Origin of the sequence: Micromonospora sp. WMMD712, assembly GCF_029581295.1 — a bacterium.
Classification (GTDB): domain Bacteria; phylum Actinomycetota; class Actinomycetes; order Mycobacteriales; family Micromonosporaceae; genus Micromonospora; species Micromonospora carbonacea.
On the sequence record NZ_CP120743.1, the window covers coordinates 1,987,569 to 2,008,300 of the forward strand.

Annotated in this window: 10 protein-coding genes and 1 tRNA gene; 9 read left to right on the forward strand and 2 right to left on the reverse strand. The window is 73.5% G+C overall.

Annotated elements, in window-relative coordinates; translation table 11 throughout:
* The first annotated feature begins 12 nt into the window (after positions 1 to 12).
* The 3 genes from O7633_RS08240 (at position 13) to O7633_RS08250 (ending at position 7,775) form a co-directional block, all read left to right on the forward strand.
* Complete coding sequence (locus O7633_RS08240) at positions 13 to 2,361, forward strand: AbfB domain-containing protein (protein ID WP_282327160.1); 2,349 nt, start codon at positions 13 to 15, stop codon at positions 2,359 to 2,361.
* 388 nt (positions 2,362 to 2,749) lie between these two features.
* Entirely contained in the window at positions 2,750 to 5,590 is a 2,841-nt protein-coding gene (locus O7633_RS08245) for a PQQ-dependent sugar dehydrogenase (RefSeq protein ID WP_282327162.1), read from the forward strand.
* Between the two features lie 64 nt (positions 5,591 to 5,654).
* Positions 5,655 to 7,775, forward strand: a complete 2,121-nt coding sequence (locus tag O7633_RS08250; RefSeq protein ID WP_282327164.1) for a ThuA domain-containing protein — start codon at positions 5,655 to 5,657, stop codon at positions 7,773 to 7,775.
* Positions 7,776 to 8,144: 369 nt separating this feature from the next.
* Here the strand turns inward: O7633_RS08250 and O7633_RS08255 are convergent, their stop codons facing one another.
* Positions 8,145 to 9,551, reverse strand: a complete 1,407-nt coding sequence (locus tag O7633_RS08255) for an NAD(P)/FAD-dependent oxidoreductase (RefSeq protein WP_282327165.1) — start codon at positions 9,549 to 9,551, stop codon at positions 8,145 to 8,147.
* Between the two features lie 267 nt (positions 9,552 to 9,818).
* Between O7633_RS08255 and O7633_RS08260 the strand changes: the two genes are divergently transcribed.
* Entirely contained in the window at positions 9,819 to 10,343 is a 525-nt protein-coding gene (locus O7633_RS08260) for a hypothetical protein (RefSeq protein ID WP_282327168.1), read from the forward strand.
* A gap of 7 nt (positions 10,344 to 10,350) precedes the next feature.
* Here the strand turns inward: O7633_RS08260 and O7633_RS08265 are convergent.
* Positions 10,351 to 10,434, reverse strand: a tRNA-Leu gene (locus O7633_RS08265).
* A 234-nt stretch (positions 10,435 to 10,668) separates the two neighbouring features.
* Between O7633_RS08265 and O7633_RS08270 the strand changes: the two genes are divergently transcribed.
* The 5 genes from O7633_RS08270 (at position 10,669) to O7633_RS08290 (ending at position 20,450) form a co-directional block, all read left to right on the forward strand.
* Positions 10,669 to 12,918, forward strand: coding sequence for a tetratricopeptide repeat protein (locus tag O7633_RS08270; protein WP_282327169.1), 2,250 nt, complete (start codon positions 10,669 to 10,671; stop codon positions 12,916 to 12,918).
* Between the two features lie 154 nt (positions 12,919 to 13,072).
* A complete protein-coding gene (locus O7633_RS08275; protein ID WP_282328489.1) occupies positions 13,073 to 15,706 on the forward strand; it encodes a fibronectin type III domain-containing protein in 2,634 nt (877 codons plus the stop codon).
* Between the two features lie 27 nt (positions 15,707 to 15,733).
* On the forward strand, positions 15,734 to 16,741 hold the full coding sequence (locus tag O7633_RS08280) for a MoxR family ATPase (protein WP_282327171.1): 1,008 nt from the start codon (positions 15,734 to 15,736) through the stop codon (positions 16,739 to 16,741).
* A 14-nt stretch (positions 16,742 to 16,755) separates the two neighbouring features.
* Positions 16,756 to 17,931: a DUF58 domain-containing protein gene (locus O7633_RS08285; protein ID WP_282327173.1), complete on the forward strand. Its 1,176-nt coding sequence runs from the start codon at positions 16,756 to 16,758 to the stop codon at positions 17,929 to 17,931.
* Positions 17,925 to 20,450 (forward strand): transglutaminaseTgpA domain-containing protein, encoded by a 2,526-nt coding sequence (locus O7633_RS08290; RefSeq protein WP_282327175.1) that lies wholly within the window; start codon positions 17,925 to 17,927, stop codon positions 20,448 to 20,450. Before O7633_RS08285 ends, O7633_RS08290 begins: the two co-directional genes overlap by 7 nt.
* The last annotated feature ends 282 nt before the right edge of the window (positions 20,451 to 20,732 follow it).

Below are 20,732 nucleotides of genomic sequence, written 5' to 3' on the forward strand. Positions count from 1 at the left end.
ATCGGAGACGGCATGACACGACACGTCCGCGTCCGCAGCCTTCCCCTCCTGGCCGCCCTCGCCCTGTTGGCCGGATTGCTCGCGCCGGTGGCCACCGCGCACGCGGTGCCCGCCAAGACGCCCCCGCTGACCACCCCGTGGACCAGCCAGGCGCTCGCCGGCACCCCCCTGCCGGAGTACCCCCGACCGCAGATGACCCGCCCCGACTGGCTCAACCTCAACGGCGAGTGGCAGCTACGCCAGTCCGCCACCAACGACGCCCCGCAGTTCGGCGCCGACCTTCCCGAACGCGTCAACGTGCCGTTCCCGGTGGAGAGCGCCCTGTCCGGCGTGCGACGTGCCGCCGCCGACAACCGCCACTACCTGTTCTACCGGCGCACCTTCACCGTCCCGTCGCACTGGTCCGGCCGGCGGACGCTCCTGCACTTCGGCGCGGTCGACTGGCAGACCACCGTCTGGGTCAACGGCGCCCGGGCCGGCCAGCACACCGGCGGCTACGACGGCTTCACCCTCGACGTCACGGCGCAGCTCAACGACGGAACGAACGAGATCGTCGTCAAGGTGTGGGACCCCACCGACAGCCGACAGAACGGCAGCCTGCCCCCGATCGGCAAGCAGACCAAGACGCCGAACGGCATCTTCTACACCCCGAACTCCGGCATCTGGCAGACCGTCTGGCTCGAACCGGTGCCGACCGCGTCGATCAGCAGCGTGGACGTGTACCCGAACCTGGCCGACGACACCCTCCGGGTCCGGGTGTTCACCCGTGGCGACGTCACCGGGCACAGCGTCCTCGCCGAGGCGCTGAACGGGGCGACCGTGGTGGGGTCCGCCGTCGGTGGCTTCGCCGAGTTCAGCGTGCCCGTGCCGAACGCCCGGCGCTGGTCCCCCGACGACCCGTTCCTCTACGACCTGCGGGTCACCCTGCGCGGTCCCGGCGGCGGCCAGGTGGACCGGACGACGCACTACTTCGGGATGCGGGAGATCACCACCGGCCTGGTCGGCGGCGTGCTGCGGCCGAAGCTCAACGGCCAGTTCGTGTTCCAGGTCGGCACGCTCGACCAGGGTTACTGGCCCGACGGCCTCTACACCGCGCCGACCGACGCGGCGCTCGCCTTCGACCTGCAAAAACACAAGGACCTCGGGTTCAACATGGTGCGCAAGCACATCAAGGTCGAACCGCAGCGGTGGTTCTACCACGCCGACCGGCTCGGCCTGCTGGTGTGGCAGGACCTCCCGTCGATGACCGCGCAGGACGTCAACGCCGACAACGCCCAGCAGGCCCAGTTCGAGGCCGAGGCACGGGAGATCGTCGACGAGCACCGGAGCAGCCCCGCGGTGGTCGCCTACACGGTCTACAACGAGGGGTGGGGCGAGCGTGCGCTGGCCGACACCCGCCGCATGGGGCAGAACGTGAAGAACCAGGACCCGACCCGGTTGGTGAACGTGCACAGCGGCCACAACTGCTGCCAGTCCCTGGGCGACCCCGGCAACGGCGACATCGACGACTGGCACGTCTATCTCGGCCCCGCCTCGCCGGCCCCGTCAGCCTCCCGGATCGCGGTGCTCGGTGAGTTCGGCGGCCTGGGGCTGCGGACACCGGGGCACGAGCACAGCCCGAGCGGGGGCTTCTTCGCGTACGAGTGGCTGCCGAACTCCACAGCGCTGACCGACCGGTACGTCGGCCTCGTGCAGGGCACCCGGAACCTGATGCTCGGCACCGGCCTCAGCGCCTCGGTGTACACCGAGATCACCGATGTCGAAGGCGAGCTGAACGGGTTCCTCACCTACGACCGTCGGGTCGTCAAGATGGACGAGGACCGGGTCCGTGCGGCGAACCGGGGGCTGATCGACGCGTCCCGGTCGGGCGGGAGCAGCCAGCCGGTCGCCCTGCCGGTCGACACCCGGCGGTCGTTGCAGGTGACGACCCCGGGCTACACCGACCGGTACCTCCGGCACCGGGACAGCCTCGCCTACACCGAGATCGTCACCGCGGACAGCCCCGCGCTGCTCAAGAACGACGCCACGTACACGATCCGGCCCGGCCTGGCCGACCCGAGCTGCTACTCGTTCGAGTCCGTCAACTTCCCGGGTCAGTACCTGCGGCACGTCGAGTCCCGGGTCCGCAACTCCCCCGACGACGGGTCCGCCCTGCTCCGCGCCGACGCGACCTGGTGCGCCCGGACCGGGCTCACCGGCAGCGGCGTGTCGCTGGAGTCGTACAACTTCCGGGGATCGTTCCTGCGCCACTACGCCTCGGAGGTCTGGCTGAGCAACGGCGCCGGCGGGGCGGCGTACAACTCACCCGGGCTGTGGGCGGCGGACAGCACCTGGAACGTCGCCGGCCCCTGGGCTCCCTGACGGCCCCGCCCCGGGCCGGCCGCCCGCCGGCCCGGGGCGGCGCCCTGGCCAACGGCGCCGCCCCGGGGCCAGTTCCGGCGCCGCCGGGGTGGGCGGATCACCGATCAGCATCGCGGGTTGCCCGCTGGTCGGGTTGCCGAAGACCGACGGCACGTCCAGGCCGCAACGGCGGGGCTTTTCGTGATTCAAGCGAAAGTTCGCCGCGGCCGGGCAGAAGGTATGGACAGCGAGATCGAAGCAGCTTAATGTCTTCGCCAACACGAAAGTGTTTCGGCGAGGTGAACCGGCGGCGCGGTGATCCATCGACCCCCCTCCCCCGCTACGGCATCCGGCGCGACGGCGCGCGCCCCGCCCTGGCATTCGAACGTCAGGAAGGGACGGACAGACAGTGTCCACACACGACGGCGCGTCCGGCCGGCAAACGGCGTCGGTCAGCTCCGCGCTACTACTGGTCGCCGCCGCCGGGCTGGTTGCCCTCGGCAGCCCGGCCCCCGCCCAGGCCCACACCATCACCCCCACCGACTTCCAGCAGGTCACCCTGGCCAAGGGGGTAGCCGAGGTCGGCGAGCCCATGACCATCGCGGTGCTGCCCGACCGGTCGGTGTTGCACACCGCCCGCAACGGCACGCTGCGGCGCACCGACGCGGCCGGCACCACCACCGTGGTCGGCACGATCCCCGTCTACACCCACGACGAGGAGGGCCTCCAGGGCGTCGGGGTGGACCCGAACTTCACCACCAACCGGCACGTCTACCTGTACTACGCCCCGCCGCTGTCCACCCCCGCCGGGGACGCCCCGGCCACCGGCACGGACTTCTCCGCCTGGCAGGGCGTCAACCGGTTGTCCCGGTTCACCCTCGACGCCAACTGGACGCTGAACACGTCCAGCCAGGTCAACATCCTGGACGTGCCAGCCGACCGGGGCATGTGCTGCCACGTCGGCGGGGACATCGACTTCGACGCGGCCGGGAACCTGTACCTGTCGACCGGCGACGACACCAACCCGTTCGACTCCGCCGGCTACGCGCCGATCGACGAGCGGACCAACCGCAACCCCGCGTACGACGCGCAGCGCAGCGCGGCCAACAGCAACGACCTGCGCGGCAAGATCCTGCGGATCAAGGTGAACGCGGACGGAAGCTACTCCGTCCCGGCCGGGAACATGTTCGCCCCGGGCACCGCGCGGACCCGTCCGGAGATCTACGCGATGGGGTTCCGCAACCCGTTCCGGATGAGCGTGGACAAGGCCACCGGGGTCGTCTACGTCGGCGACTACGGCCCGGACGCCGGCACCACCGGCACGCGCGGCCCCAGCGGGCAGGTCGAGTTCAACCGGGTGACCGGGCCGGGCAACTACGGCTGGCCGTACTGCACCGGCACCAACACCGCCACCGAGACGTACGCGGAGTGGGACTTCGCCGCCGGCACCGCCGGCGCCAAGTACAACTGCGCCGGTGGGCCGACCAACAACTCGTTCCGCAACACCGGCCTGCCCGCCCTGCCCGGGGCGCAGCCGGCCTGGATCCGGTACGCCGGTGACGCCGGCAGCCCGCCGGAGTTCGGTGGCGGATCCGAGTCGCCGATGGCCGGCCCGGTCTACCGCTACAGCGCGTCGAACCCGTCCACCACGAAGTTCCCGCAGTCCTTCGACGGCCAGTTCTTCGCCGCCGAGCTGGGCCGGGGCTGGATCAAGCCCATCCACGTCAACGCCGACGGCTCCCGGGGCGCCATCGACGCGTCGTTCCCCTGGAACGGCAGGCAGGTCATGGACTCCGCCTTCGGCCCGGACGGCGCGTTGTACGTCCTCGACTACGGCACCGGCTACTTCAACGGTGACGCCAACTCGGCGCTGTACCGGTACGACTACGTCGCCGGTGGCAACCGCGCGCCGACCGCCGCCGCCGCCGCCGACAGGACCTCCGGGGCGGCCCCGCTGACGGTGAACTTCTCGTCGGCCGGGTCGTCGGACCCGGAGGGCGGGGCGCTGACCTACTCGTGGGCCTTCGGTGACGGCACCACCTCCACGGCGGCCAACCCCAGCAAGACGTTCACCGCCAACGGCACCTACGACGTCACCCTGACCGTCCGGGACCCGCAGGGCGCGACCGGCACCGCCAGCGTGCAGATCGGCGTCGGCAACACCGCCCCGAGCGTCACCATCACCGGCCCGGCCAACGGCTCGCTCTTCTCCTACGGCGACACGGTGCCGTTCAGCATCACCGTCACCGACCCCGAGGACGGCACCATCGACTGCGCCAAGGTCAAGATGACCTACGTGCTCGGCCACGACCAGCACGGCCACCAGATCACCTCGAAGAACGGCTGTTCCGGCTCGATCATCATCCCGGTCGACGGCGAGCACGACGACGCGGCGAACATCTTCGCCGTCTTCGACGCCGAGTACACCGACGCCGGCGGGCTGACCACCCACCAGCAGCACACCCTCCAGCCGCGCAAGCGCCAGGCCGAGCACCTCAAGACCTCCTCGGGGGTGACCCTCTACGACAAGGCCCCGGCCGAGGGCGGCCGGACCGTCGGCAGCATCGACAACGGCGACTGGATCGCGTTCGAGCCGTACCGGCTCGACAAGGCCACCTCGTTCAGCGCCCGGGTCTCCTCCAACGGCGTCGGCGGCACCCTCCAGGTGCGGATGGGTTCGCCCACCGGCACGGTGCTGGGCCAGGCGGCCGTCCCGGTCACCGGCGGCTGGGAGACCTTCACCACCGTCACCGGTGCCATCTCCGGCGCGCCGGCCAGCACCGGCACGCTCTACCTCACCTTCGCCGGGGGCACCGGGGCGCTGTTCGACCTCGACACGTTCGCGTTCGTCACCAGCGGCACCACCCCGGGCACCGGGCCGGTCGTCGGGCTCGGCGGCAAGTGCCTGGACGTGCGCAACGCGGCCACCACCGACGGCACCCAGATCCAGATCTACACCTGCAACGGCACCGCCGCACAGACCTGGACGGTCACCCCGAACAGCACGGTCAAGGCACTGGGCAAATGCCTCGACGTCTCCGGCGGAGGCTCCGCCGACGGCACGAAGATCCAACTCTGGACGTGCAACGGCAGCGGCGCGCAGAACTGGTCGGCGCAGGCCGACGGCACCCTGCGCAACCCGCAGTCGGGCAAGTGCCTGGACGTGTCGGACAACAGCGCCGCCGACGGCCAGGCCGTCCACCTGTGGACCTGCCTGGCCGCCGCCAACCAGAAGTGGACCCTGCCGTAACCCGCCTGCCGGGACACCCGCGGGGTGCCCCGGCACCACCCTCCACCCCGTTCGGGAGCGTGACATGCGCAGACTCCTTCGACCCGTCCTCGGCGCGGTGACCGCCGCTGCCACGGTTCTTGCCTGCACGACGGCGGCGGCTCCGGCCAGTGCGGCCGATGCCCCGTACGACGTGCTGGTGTTCTCCAAGACCGCCGGGTTCCGGCACGACTCGATCGCCGTCGGCACCCAGGCGATCCGGGAACTCGGTGCGGCGAACGGTTTCACCGTGACCGCGACCGAGGACGCGTCCCGGTTCACCACCGCGAACCTGGCCCAGTACGAGGCCGTGGTCTTCCTCAACACCACCGGGGACGTCCTGGACGCCGCACAGCAGACGGCCTTCGAGTCGTACGTCAACGGCGGCGGCGGGTACGTCGGCGTCCACTCCGCCGCCGACACCGAGTACGGCTGGTCGTACTACGGCAGCCTGGTGGGTGGCTATTTCGCCTCCCACCCGGCCATCCAGCAGGCGAACGTCCGCATCGAGAACCGGGCGCACCCGGCCACCGGGCACCTGCCGCAGACCTGGACCCGCACCGACGAGTGGTACAACTACCAGGCCAACCCGCGCGCGGGCGCCCGGGTCCTCGCCACCCTGGACGAATCGTCGTACTCGGGCGGCTCGATGGGCGGCGACCATCCGATTTCCTGGTGCAAGACGGTCAACTCCGGTCGGTCGTTCTACACCGGGCTGGGACACACCCAGGGGTCGTACTCGGAGGCGGCGTTCCGCAGCCACCTGCTCGGCGGCATCCGGTACGCGGCGGGTCGGGCGAAGGCCGACTGCCGTCCGGAGACCGGCTACACCAACCTCTACAACGGGTCCACCACCGGCTGGTCGCAGGCCGGTCCGGGCAGCTTCAGCAACGCCGACGCCACCCTCACCTCCGTCGGCGGCATGGGCCTGTACTGGTACAGCGCCAAGCAGTTCACCAACTACTCCCTGAAGCTGGACTGGCGGATGTCCGGCGACGACAACTCGGGCGTCTTCATCGGCTTCCCGCCGTCGACCGACCCCTGGTCGGCGGTGGACAACGGGTACGAGATCCAGATCGATGCCACCGACGCGGCCGACCGCACCACCGGCGCGGTCTACACCTTCCAGTCCGCCGACCTGGCCGCCCGGGACGCCGCCCTGAACCCGCCGGGAGAGTGGAACACCTACGAGCTGCTGGTCGAGGGGGAGCGCCTCCAGGTCTTCCTCAACGGGCGGAAGATCAACGACTTCACCAACACCGACCCGGCCCGCTCGCTCGCCGGTCACGTCGGGCTCCAGAACCACGGTACGGGCGACGACGTGTCGTTCCGCAACGTCCGGATCAAGGAGCTGGGCGGCACCCCGCCGCCGGACGGCGACACCACCGTGCAGGCCGAGGCGTTCAGCTCGGCCAACGGGGTCAGCGCGTTCACCAAGGCCGGGGCCAACGGCGGACAGACGCTCGGCTACGTCGACCCGGGCGACTGGGCCGCGTACCCGGGTCTCGACCTGACCGGGGTCACCTCGTTGCGGGCGCGGGTGGTCTCCGGGGGATCGGGCGGCACCATCGGCATCCGGACCGGCTCGGCCACCGGCCCGCTGCTCGGTCAGGTGGCGGTGCCCAACACCGGAAGCTGGACCACGTACGCCGACGTCAGCACCACCCTGGCCGGGGTGCCCGCCGGTACGCAGACCGTGTACCTGACCTTCACCGGCTCCGGGACCGGCCTGTTCGACGTGGACGACTTCACCCTGGTCCGAGGCGGCGGCACCCCCGGCACCCCGGGCACCGGGCCGGTCGTCGGGCTCGGCGGCAAGTGCCTGGACGTGCGCAACGCGGCCACCGCCGACGGCACCCAGATCCAGATCTACACCTGCAACGGCACCGCCGCACAGACCTGGTCGGTGACGCCGAACAGCACCGTGAAGGCGCTGGGCAAGTGTCTGGACGTCTCCGGCGGGGCCTCCGCCGACGGCACGAAGATCCAACTCTGGACGTGCAACGGCAGCGGCGCACAGAACTGGTCCGCCCAGGCCGACGGCACCCTGCGCAACCCACAGTCGGGCAAGTGCCTGGACGTCTCCAACAACAGCGCCACCGACGGCCAGGCCGTCCACCTCTGGACCTGCCTGGCCGCCGCCAACCAGAAGTGGACCCTGCCGTGACCCGGTAGGCGGGCAGCCCGTGCCCCCGCTGTCGGACCGGCAGCGGGGGCACGTCGGGTCTCCCGCATCGACGCTCTGCGCGCGCTCACCTGCTCCGCCCGCACTCCGTCCGCCGCGGGCTCCGACATGTCCTGTCCGGCACAACCCGGCGTCCGCATCCCGCACGGGCCCCAGGTCACCCTGGCCGCACTGCCCCCAGGTTGCCCCGGCCGCACGGCCAGGGCAACCACGATCGGCTACGCGACCACGGGACAGGTTCGCGCAGTCGACACGTCCGACCTCCACGGCAGGCGCAGACCTGCCGTGCCCGGCGGGCCCGCGTCCGGCGCGGATCGTCGAGGCCAGGGGGAAGAGCGACCTTTGCCGAGTTCAGGGACGTGGCTCACGGACCCGCTCGAGGCCGAGCTGCGGGCTGGTGACGAGGCGGTAGTCAGCCGACTCCGCATCGGAGAGAGGGTTGCCGCGAACCGGGGTGAAGTCGGGCCCAGTGGAGTCCGGTGCGCGTACGGCCCGCATCTGCACCCGCACCGCCTCCTCCCGCAGTCGATCGGTGATGACACGGGTGGACGAGTTGGCTGCCTCACGCAGGTCAGAAAGGCCACCGATGATCTCCGCGAAGGAACGGGACGAAACGCCTTCCTCCGCCTGTGCGGGTTGCTCGTCTCCGATCAACCGGTCGGACGTGAGGAAGAAGCCGTCCTTACCGAGATAGCGCTCGTACATGATGCTCACCAGCGCAAAGAGACGCATGTAAGCACGACGGTAGGCAAACTCGAAGAATTTGAGGGCCTCGGTTTCGCTGACCTCGCCACGGTCCACCGAAGCGACGCACGCGGCCGCAGTCAAAGCACTGTAGAGCGCGAGATGCACGCCGGTGGACAAGAGCGGATCCAGGAAACACGCCGCGTCACCCACGATCGCGTAACCTGGCCCGCAGAACTGATCCGCGATGTACGAGTAGTCGGTCTCGACCCTCGTGCTACCGACGAACGCCGCCCCTGCGGTCAGGCCCGCCACGGTCGGCGATGCCGCGATCAGGTGCCGGTACAGTTCATCCGACGACGGGTGCTCGCGACGATCACGGGCGAAGGCGTCCTTGGTGGTGACGTAACCGATGCTCATCCGCCCGCCGGCCAGCGGAATCACCCAGTACCAACCCTCTGGCGAGGAAATGATGTTGATTCCTCCGGTCGGCGTTTCGGGCAGTAGGCTGGCACCGGTCCAGTAGCCCCAGATGCCGACGTTCCGCAGATTGCTCAGCGGCTCACGGTTACCGAAGTGACGGGCGCTGAGCAGCCCGTTACGCCCGGTGGCGTCAATCAGGAAGTCGAAATCATCTATGGTGAACGACTCACCTCCCTCCGGGGAGCACTCCACGGCCACTGGTCGGCCGTCGGCAAACCGCACCGACCGACCGGTGACGCCGGTGGTGACGGCAACCCCGTTCTGGCGGGCGTGCTCCAGCAGCAGCGCGTCGAACTCGCTTCGATCCACCTGCCATGACTGCACCCCGGACTGCTCGTGCCAGTCGAACGCCCACTGGTCGTCATCCCAATGGATGACGCCTCCGTTCTTCTTCACGAAACCGTAGTCATCGACGATCTTCGACAAGCCGATCGCATCCAGCACCACCCGGCACGACGGCGTGAGCGACTCACCCACGTGGTATCGCGGAAAGTGGGCGCTCTCGATGAGCCGCACGTCGAGTCCGGCCTGGGCCATTGCCGTCGCCGCAGTGCTCCCAGCCGGACCACCACCGATTACGAGAACCTTCATGCCACCGCCACCTTCCCGTTCTTGCCGTGGATCGGGTCGTCGACGAGGCGCGGGCCGTCAGCCCCGGCGGCAAACCCATACCGACGGCCGCACGCGGGCGGCGACGAAGTCGATGGCGAACCAAGCGACACAGGCGTTCCCCATCCTCGCACGACAACGATAGACGCTCGTGCATGAGCATGACATCGACCACCGCCCAGGTCCACAAAGGAGCAAAGAACCAGATTATTTTTATGTTTCCATGCTGTGAACGGGCTGCCAGGTGCCGTGGCCGACGTGGACGCACCGGTCGGGCAGGACGCGATCCCGCCCGGACCGGACTATGCGGACGCAGGATGCAGAGCCACCAGGCACATGAGGCCGCTTACTACCGGTGCCGGTACCCCAAACGAGTACGCCCTCGCCAACCACGTCCAGCACCCGCGCAACGCCTACGTCGCCGAGCGGGACATCGTGCCCGCGTTCGACAACCGGCTCCTCAAGGCGTTCGCCCCGCACCGGCTCACCGATACGATCCGCCGGCTCCACTCCGCCAAACCCAACGCCGGCCCCGGCTTCGTCGCTCCGGATATCGTCGCGGCGAACAAGATCATTGCCGCGTACGACGCCAACTCGTTCAGTACCGCGCCATCGCGGACGCCGGAGGCGACCCCGCCACCGTCGCCGCCCGGATGGCCGAAGTCAACGCCCGGAGCAGCATCTACCGCGAGCTACGGCTCGCCCTCAACTACAGCACCGGCCACAACAAAATCAGCGTCGAGGCTAAGCCTGACGCTGATTACTGTGGGGTAACTGTAAGTGTCCGAGGGGGGACTTGAACCCCCACGCCCTATACGGGCACTAGCACCTCAAGCTAGCGCGTCTGCCATTCCGCCACCCGGACCTGCTCGCTCAGCCTACCGTGTCGCCTGAAGGGGTTTTCGCTGCCCTCCGGTCGACCCGGCGGGCCGCACGGGGGCTTACTTTACACAACCCTCGTGGATCATGCACATCACCCTTGGACCACGCCGACCGCCCAGCTCAGCGGCGACGACGGCCGGCCCGGAGGCGTCGCCGGGCGATCATGGCCGACCCGCCGGGTGGCGTCGGGCCGCCCTCTGCGGGCAGCATGGCTGACGTGTCACAGCCCTCTCCCCTGGCCGCACTTCAGCACCGGGCGCTCGCGCTGCGCGCCGCCGGCGACGTCGCGGGCGCGTGCCGGCTGTTGGCCGACGCGATCGACCCGCTGCGGGCCAGCTTCGGCGAGGACCATCCGGAGGTCCTGGGCACCGCCCACCTGCTCGCCCGGCTGCACCGGGAGGCCGATGACCCGGCCGCCGCGCGGCGCGTACTGGAGGGGGCCCTCGCAGCCGGCGAGCGCCGGTGGCATCCCGCCGACCCGCTGATGCTCGCGTTCTCCTTCGACCTCGCCTCGGTCGCCGAGGAACTGGGCAACCGGCACGAGGCCCGCCGCCACTACTCCCGGGTGGCCGACGCCGGGCCCGCCGTGCTCGGTGCCGACCACCCGGCGGTGCAGGCGGCCCGGCACTATCTCGGGGGCGCGGGGCCGGGCACGACGCCGCCTGTTCCTCCCGCCCTGCGCGCGGCCGCGCCCCCCGGACCATCGACGTCGCGCGATTCGACCACGTCCCCGCTGCCGTTCCCCCGCCAGCCGCCGCTACCGCCGCCGGTGTCCGGCCCGCCGCGGCAACCGCCGCCGCCCCCGCCCCGGATCCCGGCGCCGTCCCGGTCGCCGGAGTTCGTCGCCCCCGCCCCGCACGCGCCGGGGCCGCCGCACCCGGCGACCGCGTCGGGCGCACCGCCGGTTTCGCCGGTGTCCGCGACCCCGGCGGCCGCGACGAGGCCCGTTTCCGGTGCCGACGCGCCGCCGCAGCCGGTCTCGCCGTGGGCTCCGCAGGCGGCGCCACCGGCGCCACGGATCCCGGCTCCCCCGCGCCCCGGGCCCGGCAGGCAGGACGGGCCGGTGCCGCACCCGCCTGCGCCGAGCGCCACGCCGAACCCGCCGGGCCCGCGCGCGCCCGCCGAGCCGGGGCCGCAGCCGTCGTCGCCGCCCGCGCCGGCGCGCGGTTGGGACGAACCGACCATCCAGGTACGGCAGCTCGATCCCCTGCTGCGGGAGGAGGCCGCCCGGCAGGAGGGCCTCCGGGCCGCGACCGAACCGGGCGGCGACGCCTCGTCGGCCCCGACGACCGGAGCCCCTCCCGTGGGCGCTCCGCCGACCAGCGGGCCCGTGAGCGGAGCGCCCGTCAGCCGCACGCCGGTCAGCGGCGTGCCCGTGAGCGGCACCCCCGTCAGCGGCACGCCGGTCAGCGGGTCGCCCGTCAGTGGCACGCCGGTCAGCGGGTCGCCCGTGCCGCCGTGGGGCATGACCGCGCCGCCCTGGGGCCTGGTCTCGCCCTCGCCCTCGCCGGCCGAGCCCGTCGACGACGAACTTTCCGCACCGGGCGACGCAGGCCACTCGACGGCCGACGGCACGGCCCTGCTGCCCCTCGGGTCCGCTCCCGGGCGTCCGGCCCCGGTCGGGCCCGGACCGGACGCCGTACCGGCACCGCTGGCGGCACCGGCACCGGCGCCCGCACCGCAGCCGCAGGCGTTCCAGGACCCGTCGAGGGCACTCGGCCCGGGCCACGGGGCGGCGCACCCGGACGCGTCCCCGCCGCCGCCCGCACCCGACCTCCGACCGGCGGCCCGGCCCCACCGGCCGCCGTGGCCCGGGCGGGGAGCGGTCGAGGCGGGGCCGGTCGGCCCCGGGCACGCCCCGGCCACGCCCGCACCGGCGGCAGCGGACTGGGACGGACAACCGGGGCGGGACGGGCAGCCGGGGCGGGACGGGCCGGCGTGGCCCGAGCGGGGTGGCGGGGGGCCCGACGACGATTACCCGTCCCCGCGCGAGGCGTGGCAGACGACGTACCCCGAGGAGAAGCAGGCCGGGCGCGGACGGGTGCTGGTCGTCGTGGCCGTGGTGGCGGCCCTGGTCGTGCTCGTGGTCGTGGTCGGCGTCGCGGCGCTGGTGCTCGGCCGCGCCGCGGGGCCGCCCCCGCCGACGACGCCGTCGGCGGGGGCCGGGCCGACGGTGGACGGTCCACCGCCGGGTGACCTGGAGCTGCGTGACGACAGCAGCACGATCACCCTGACCTGGACGGACCCGTCGGCCGGCGCGGTGCCGTTCATGGTGGCCGGTGGCCGGGCCGGGCAGAAGCTGGGGGTGATGGCCACGGTGGACCCGGGGCAGACCAGCTACACGGTGAACGGGCTGAACGCCCGGGTGGACTACTGCTTCACGGTGCTCGCCGTGTACTCGACCGACGCGTTCGCCACCTCCGGGCAGGTGTGTACGCAGCGGGAGCGGACCGCCACGCCGCGCTGAGCGACCGTCCACAAGGCGTGCACGCTGGGTGCGCGCGGGCCGACGGTGCGGGTTTCCCCTGTCTCAGGGTGGTCATATGATGGCACCCGGCTCACGGGAGGGTCGCCAGTGGACGGCGCTCACCTGCCACGACGACACGGGGAGGCAGCCGCTTGTGGCCACCATCGACGACGCCGTGAGCACGGGGCCGGGTGCCGCCCGCCGCCGGCGCTGGCGCGGTGGCCTCGTCACCGTCGGCACGGTGTCCGCGCTGCTGGCCGCGATGGGCCTCACCGTCCTCGGGTTGGGCGCCGCCGACAACGCGGTGGCCAACTACGACGCCAGCAGTTGGCTGTGGAGTGCGGCGCGCAGCGAGCTGGCGCGGGTCAACGGCGTGACGGCGCGGGTGGACACCCGGGTGGAGGTCCCCGACGCGCGACGGCACCCGGTGCAGGTCGTCCAGACCGACCGGCTGCTGATCCTGCGCGACCTGAACACCGGGCAGGTCAGCTCGCTGGACCTGGCCACCCTCCAGATCACCGCCAGCACCCGGACCACCCCGGGGCTGGGCGTCAACGTGGCGCTGCACTCCGATGCCGCGTTCGTGGTGGACGCCGTGCAGGGCGTCGTCCGGCAGCTCGACCCGCGTTCGCTGGCCCCGGTGGGCGAGCCGGTGCGCTACCCGCCGGGGATCACCGGCGGGGCCTTCGACGGCGAGGGCCGGCTGTGGGTCGCCGTGCCGGCCGAGGGCACCGTCTCGGCGGTCACGGCGGCGGAGCTGCCGTCCGAGCCGGGCCCGGCCGCGCCGCCGGGCGGCGGCATCTCGCCGAAGCGGGTCGAGACGTACGAGGTCGCCGAGCCCAGCCACGAGCTGATGGTCTCCACGCTTGACGACGGCGTCGCGGTGCTCGACCGCACGGCCGGCGCGCTGGTGCGGGTGCAGCGGGGCGAGGTGGTCCGCACCCCGCTGACGATCGCCGGGCCGGGGGCGCTGCCGGCGCGCACGAGCGGGCCGAAGGTGCCGGTGACCGTCGCCGGCGAGCGGAAGGTGCACGTGATCGGCGCGGGCGGCGAGGAGCGGCAGTTCACGGTGCCGGGCCGGGGCGACGAGCTCAGCCCGGCCGTGGCGTGGGCGGACCGCTTCTACTGCGCCGACGAGTCGACGGGCACCGTCTACTCCTTCGACGCCTCCGGCCAGCTCGTCGACACGATCGGCGGCAAGGGCTCCACCGGCCCGCTGGAGCTGGAGGTGCGGGAGAACCGGCTGTTCATCAACGCGCCGGACTCGTCGACCGCCCGGGTGGTCGACGACAAGCACCGCGTGCGCGAGGTCAACAAGTACGCCAACGACGTGCTCGGCGGCGACCCGCCGCCGGTGCCCCCGCCGCCGCCCCCGCCGAAGAAGCCGAAGGTGGGCAAGCCGAGCGCGCCGCGCAGCGTCACCGCGTCGGCCGGCAACGCGCGGGCCCGGGTGAGCTGGCGGCCGGCGGCCGCGAACGGCGCGGAGATCATCCGGTACGTGGTGGAGGGCGCCGGGGAGCGCCGCGAGGTGGGGGCCAACCAGCGGTCGGTGGAGGTCACGGGCCTGACCAACGGCGAGACGTACCGGTTCTCGGTGCACGCGGTCAACGCCAAGGGCGACGGCCCGGCGCGGTCCAGCAATCCGGTGACGCCGACCGCGGCGGTGCCGGACCCGCCGTCGGGCGTGACGGCCGAGGCCCGGCCCGACGGCACGGTGCTGGTGAAGTGGCCGGCGGCGAACGGCCAGGGCAACACCATCGCGAAGTACGCGGTGACGGCGACCTCGGCGGGCGCCAACGCGCCGGCCGGCGAGTCGACGAAGACCGAGCTGGTGGTGCCGGCCGGCGAGCTGGACTACGGCACGCAGTACGCGTTCACGGTCGTGTCGGTCAACGACCGGGGCGCCGGGTCGGCGGCGTCCCCGGTGAGCAACAGCGTGGTGCCGTTCGCCGCGCCCGGCGCGCCGGTCGACCTGCGGGCGACGACGGTGGCGAACCGGCCGGGCACCGTGGCGGTGCAGTGGTCGCCGGCCGCCGCCAACGGCCGGCCGGTGACGAAGTACCTGGTGGCGGCGGGCGGCCGCAGCAGCGAGGTGACCGACACCCGGGCCACCGTGGACGGCCTGGGCGACGGGCAGAGCGTCACGGTGACGGTGCAGGCGGTCAACGAGGCGGGCCCGGGCGCGGCGGCGACGGGCACCGCCCGCACGGTGGCGCCGCCCCGGGTCACGGTCACCGGTTCGTCGGCGACGGCCACGGCGGTCACGGTGAACTTCACGGTGGACGCCGGTGGCGGGCAGGCCACCTGCACGGTCAGCGTCCCGGGCGAGAAGCCGGTCACGGCCGGCAACTGCGCCAGCGCGACCGTGCCGGGTCTGACGCCGGGCACGGCGTACACGGCGACGGTGACGGCGAGCAACGCCGCCGGGGAGGGCACGGCGAGGCGGGCGCAGAGCACCGACCCGCTGTACGGGGTCGCGACGTGCAACAACGGCCCCGACGGCGACCAGCGGACGTACTGCAACAAGGACGTGGACGGCCGCAACGGCAACGAGATCTTCTCCGTTCCCCGGCAGGACAACGACAAGCAGGTCGGCTGGGCCCGACCGGGCACCCGGTTGGAGGCGTACTGCAAGCGGCAGGGCGAGAACGTCGACTCCTGGATCTACAACGACCAGAAGCAGAGCAGCTGGTGGGTGCGGGTCGAGTTCGAGGGGAAGAACTACATCCCGTGGGCCTGGCTCAACCTCGAAGGCGGCGACAACATCAACGTCCTGCCGACCTGCTGACCGGCCCACCAGGCAAGGAGCACCGCCGTGAACACGCACGAACCGCTCACCCAGCCGGAGGTGCAGGGCTTCGCGGCCCTCGCCGCCCGGCTGGCGGAGAACGTCAACTCGGTGGTGCTGGGCAAGCCGCAGGTGGTCCGGCTGGCGTTGACGGCGTTGTTCGCGCAGGGGCACGTGCTGTTGGAGGACGTGCCGGGGGTCGGCAAGACCACCCTCGCGCGGGCGATCGCCGCGACGGTGAAGGGTCGGTGGCGGCGCATCCAGTTCACCCCGGACCTGCTGCCCTCGGACGTGTCGGGGGTGACCATCTTCAACCAGGCCACCCGGGGTTTCGAGTTCCACCCGGGGCCGGTGTTCGCCAACATCGTCATCGCCGACGAGATCAACCGGGCGTCGCCGAAGACCCAGTCGGCGCTGCTGGAGGTGATGGAGGAGCGCACGGTCACGGTGGACGGGGTGCGGCATCCGGTGCCGCAGCCGTTCCTGGTGGTGGCCACGCAGAACCCGGTGGAGATGGACGGCACCTACCGGCTGCCGGAGGCGCAGCTCGACCGGTTCCTGGTGAAGCTGTCCGTCGGGTATCCCGACGAGGCGGTCGAGGTGGAGGTGCTGCGCGGGGCGACGGTCCGCTCCCCCGAGGCGCTGCCGGCGATCACGGACACCGACACGGTCGGTGAGATGGTGCGGATGGCCCTGCGGGTGCACATCGCCGAGCCGCTGTACGCGTACGCGGTCCGGCTGGCCGCCGCGACGCGGGGTCACCCGCAGGTGCGGGTGGGGGTGAGTCCCCGGGGGGTGATCGCGCTGACCCGCGCGGCGTGCGCGTACGCGTTGATCGACGGGCGGGGCTGGATCATGCCGGAGGACCTGAAGGCCCTCGTCGAGCCGGTGTTCGCGCACCGGCTGCTGCTCACCTCCGACGCGCAGGTGCGCGGGGTGAGCGCCGCCGAGGTGCTGCGTCAGGCGGTCGCCTCGGTGCCGGTGCCGCTGCCGTCGGGCCAGGTCGCCCCGGCCCCGTCCGTGGTGCAGGGCTGAGGCGGCTGCGGGGCGTGGGGATCACCGCCCGGGGCGTCGGGCTGCTCGTGGCCGCGTCGGTGCTGCTCGGTGCCGGTTTCCGGTTCGCCTACCCGGAGTTGGCGCTGCTGGGCGTGGCGGCGGCGGGGGCGGTGGGGTATGCGCTGCTGGTGGCGTTGTGGCGGCCCCGGCTGGAGGTGACCCGGCGGGCGGACCCGGACCGGGTGTCGCGGGGCGATCCGGCGCGGATGGTGCTGACGGTGCGCAACGCGGGGCGGCTGCGGGCGGCGAACCTGCTGGCGGAGGACCGGTGCGGCGACCGGACGGTGCCGGTGCCGGTGCTGCGGTTGCGGCCGGGGCGGGACACGACGGTCGACTACGACGTGCCGACGGACCGCCGGGGGGTGGTGCCGGTCGGTCCGCTGCGGGTGACCCGGCGCGACCCGTTGGGGCTGGTGGCGTTGGCGCGGTCGTACTCGTCGGTGGTGCCGGTGTGGGTGCATCCGCGGATCCATCCGCTGACGGCGGTGCCGACGGGGGCGGGGCGCAGCCTCGACGGCCGGGTGGACGGGGTGCCGCAGGGTTCGATCACCTTCGACTCGCTGCGGGAGTACGTGGTGGGCGACGAGCTGCGCCGGGTGCACTGGCGCACCAGCGCCCGGGTGGGCGAGCTGATGGTGCGGGAGAACGTCGACACCAGCCTGCCCCGGATCGTGGTGCTGCTGGACAACCGGGCGAGCGCCCACCCGGGCCGGGATCCGGAGTCGTTCGAGGCGGCGTGCGAGGCGGCGGCGTCGGTGGTCGCGGCGGCGCTGCGCGCCGACCTGCCGGTGTCGTTGCTGCTGGTCGCGCCGGAGGGGCTGGCCACCCCGGAGGGGCCGGCCGGGGAGGCCGCCGGTGCGGGGATCGGGCCGCTGGACCGGCTCGCCGCCGCCCGGCTGGACACCGGGGACGCCACGGCAGCGTTGCGGGCGGCGGCGACCCGGCTGCGCCGGGACCGGCTCGGCGACACGTTGGTCTTCCTCACCGGGCCGGGTGGCCGGGGCGAACTGGGCCGCCTCGGCGCGCTGCGCGGGGCGTACCCGTCGGTGGTGGTGGGGGTGTTCGGGGCGGCGGAGCCGACGCCGGCCGGCGCGACGGGGATGGTGGTCGTCGACGCCGCCGACGGGGCGGCGTTCGCGGCCGAGTGGGACGGGGTCCGCCGATGGTGAGGGTGTGGCGGGCGCTGCGGGCGGCGCCGCTGCCGGTCGCGCTGGTCGCGCTGGTCGCGCTGACCGGGGTGGCGCTCGGCCGGGTGTACGCGGGTGGGCTGCTGACCCGGCTGGTGGTCGGCGCGGCCGTCGGTTCGGTGCTGGTCAGCGTGGCCGCCCGGCGGCTGCCGTCCTGGCTGGTCGCCCCGCTGTCGGTGGCCGGCCTGGCCGGTTTCACGGCGTGGTCGCTGCGGGTGTCGGCCGATGCGGCGGGACTGCCGGGCTCGCTGGTCGAGGTGGCGGCGGACGCGGCCCGCAACGGCATCCCCCGGTTGCTGACCGCGATGATCCCGGTGGAGCCGACGCCGGACACGGTGCTGGTGCCGCTGGTCGCGGCGTGGCTGGCCGGGCTGGCGGGGGCGGAGGTGGCGCTGCGGGCGGGCCGGGTGCTGCTGGGCTACCTTCCGCCGGCGCTGCTCTACGCCGGGGCGGTGTACGTGGTGGGGCCGAACGCGGACCCGGCGGTGTGGCCCACGGTGGCGTTCGCGGCGGTCGCCGCGCTGGGGCTGGCGGTGCCGTCCGGGCGGCCGGGCCCGTCCGGTCCGGACCCCACGGCCGGGTTGCCGCCCGGGGTGCGGGCGGCCGTCCGGGCCCGCCTCGCCGCCACCGCGGCCGCCGGCCTCGTCGTGGTGGTGGGGCTGGCGGCCGTGGTCGGGCCGGTGGTGGCGGGCCGGGTCGACGAGCGCCCGGTGGACCCGCGCCGGTACGTGGAGCCGCCGCAGGTGGAGTCGCTGGACGAGAACCCGCTGATCCGGATCTCCGGCTGGGCGTTGAATCCGCAGCAGAAGCTGCTGGACGTGACCACCGAGCGGCCCGGCGCGCCGACGGGGGCACCGGGTCCGGCCGGTTCTCCCACCGGCCCGCCCGGTGCCACCGGGAACGCCGCCGGCAGCCGGTCGGTGCGGATCCGGCTCGCGGTGCTCAGCGACTACGACGGGGTGACCTGGCGGGTCGGCGCGACCTACCGCAACGCCGGCCGGATCCTGCCGGCGGCGCAGCCCGCGCCGGGGGCGACGGTGGAGACGGTCCGGCAGGAGATCACCGTGGCGGACCTGAGCGGCCGTTTGCTGCCGGCCGTGGCCACCCCGCGCGAGGTCGGCGGGGCCCGGGTGGCGTACGACCCGCTGACGGGGACGCTGATCCGGCCGGAGGGGCTGACGCCGGGGCTGCGGTACACGGTCACGTCGGCGGCGGAGCAGCCCGACAACAACCTGCTCGCCACGGCGGACGTGCCGGCCGGGGACGAGGTGGCCCGGGTGCTGCGGGTGGCCGACGGGGTGCCCGACCCGATGCGCCGGCTCGCCGACCAGCTCGCCGAGGACAACGGGGCCCCGTACGCGCGGGCGGCGGCGATCGAGCAGTTCCTCGCCGAGCACTACCGGGTGGTGGCGGACGCGCCGAGCGGGCACGCGTACCCGAATCTGGGCTTCTTCCTCTTCGGTCCGCGCAACGGCGGCGGGCAGCGCGGCACGTCGGAGCAGTTCGCGGCGGCGTTCGCGGTGCTGGGCCGGCTGTCGGGGTTGCCGACCCGGGTGGTGGTGGGCTTCTCCTCCAGCGGCACCGGGCCGGTGCGGGCGGCCGACGCGTTCGCCTGGCCGGAGGTGCTCTTCTCCGGGCTCGGGTGGGTGGCGTTCGACCCGCTGCCCCGGCCGGACGACGAGCCGCGCCCGGTGGAGGAGGACTTCCGGCCGGCGCCGGAGGACCCGCCGCCGTCGGAGGTGCCCGAGCCGACCGTGGAGCCGACGCAGACGCCGCCGCAGGCGGGGCCGGCGCGCCCGGTCGACTCGGGTGGGTTGTCGACGCCGGTGCTGATCGGTGGCGGCGCGGGTGGCCTGCTGCTGCTGGTGGGGGCGGTGCTGGCGGCGCTGGCCGGGCTGCGCCGGGCGCGGTCGAGGAGCCGGCTGTCCACGGGTGGCCCCGGCCAGCGGATCGCCGGCGCCTGGCGGGAGGTCACCGACGCGCTGCGGCTGGCGGGTCGGCCGGTGGGCGGCGACCTCGCCGCCACGGAGATCGCGGAGCAGGCCCGCGCCGCCCTGGCCGACGCCCGCGCCACCCGCACCGCCGGGGCCACCCGCACCGCCGGGGCCACCCGCACCGCCGGGGCCACCCGCACCGCCGGGGCCGACCGCGAGGCCGGGGCCGACCGCGAGGCCGGGGCCGACCGCGAGGCCGGGGCCGACCGCGAGGCCGGGGCCGACGGCACCGCCGGGGTCGACCGCGAGGCCGGGGTCGTCACGCGCACGGCTCAGACCACCGGCGGTGCCGCCGACCCCGCCTCCGATGCCGTGCCGCCCGACCTGGCGGAGCTGGCCGGGCTGCTCAACCAGCTCGCCTTCGCGCCGGGCGCTGCCGCCGCCGAGCAGGCGGACCGGGCCGCCGCCCTGGCCGGCGAGTACGTCGCCGCCCTGCGCGCCGCCCGCCCCTGGTGGCGCCGACTGCTCTGGTCGGTCCACCTGGGCCCCCTACGCTGGCGCCCCTGACCCGCCCACGCACCACGCACCACGCACCACGCACCGGCGATCTTGCACTTGCGGCCCCCGGAAAGCCCCTTTCGCCCCGTAACGCCCGGGCCGCAAGTGCAAGATCGCGGAGGCAGAGGGATGACGAGGGGCGGTGCGGGCCGGGCCCGGGCACCGAACCCGCGCGGAGCCGGCCCGCCCTGCCCGCGGCAGGGCCGCGCTGCTGCACGGATCGAGTGGCATCGGCGTCGCGTGGAGGCCACTCGATCCCGGATCGAGCGCGATCAAGACCGGGCACGGCGG

What these genes read in the sequence shown, in the direction of transcription:
- O7633_RS08240 (WP_282327160.1), top strand. Translation starts at nt 13, where the DNA reads ATGACACGACACGTCCGCGTCCGCAGCCTTCCCCTCCTGGCCGCCCTC.
- O7633_RS08255 (WP_282327165.1), bottom strand. Translation starts at nt 9,551, where the DNA reads ATGAAGGTTCTCGTAATCGGTGGTGGTCCGGCTGGGAGCACTGCGGCG.
- O7633_RS08250 (WP_282327164.1), top strand. Translation starts at nt 5,655, where the DNA reads ATGCGCAGACTCCTTCGACCCGTCCTCGGCGCGGTGACCGCCGCTGCC.
- O7633_RS08290 (WP_282327175.1), top strand. Translation starts at nt 17,925, where the DNA reads ATGGTGAGGGTGTGGCGGGCGCTGCGGGCGGCGCCGCTGCCGGTCGCG.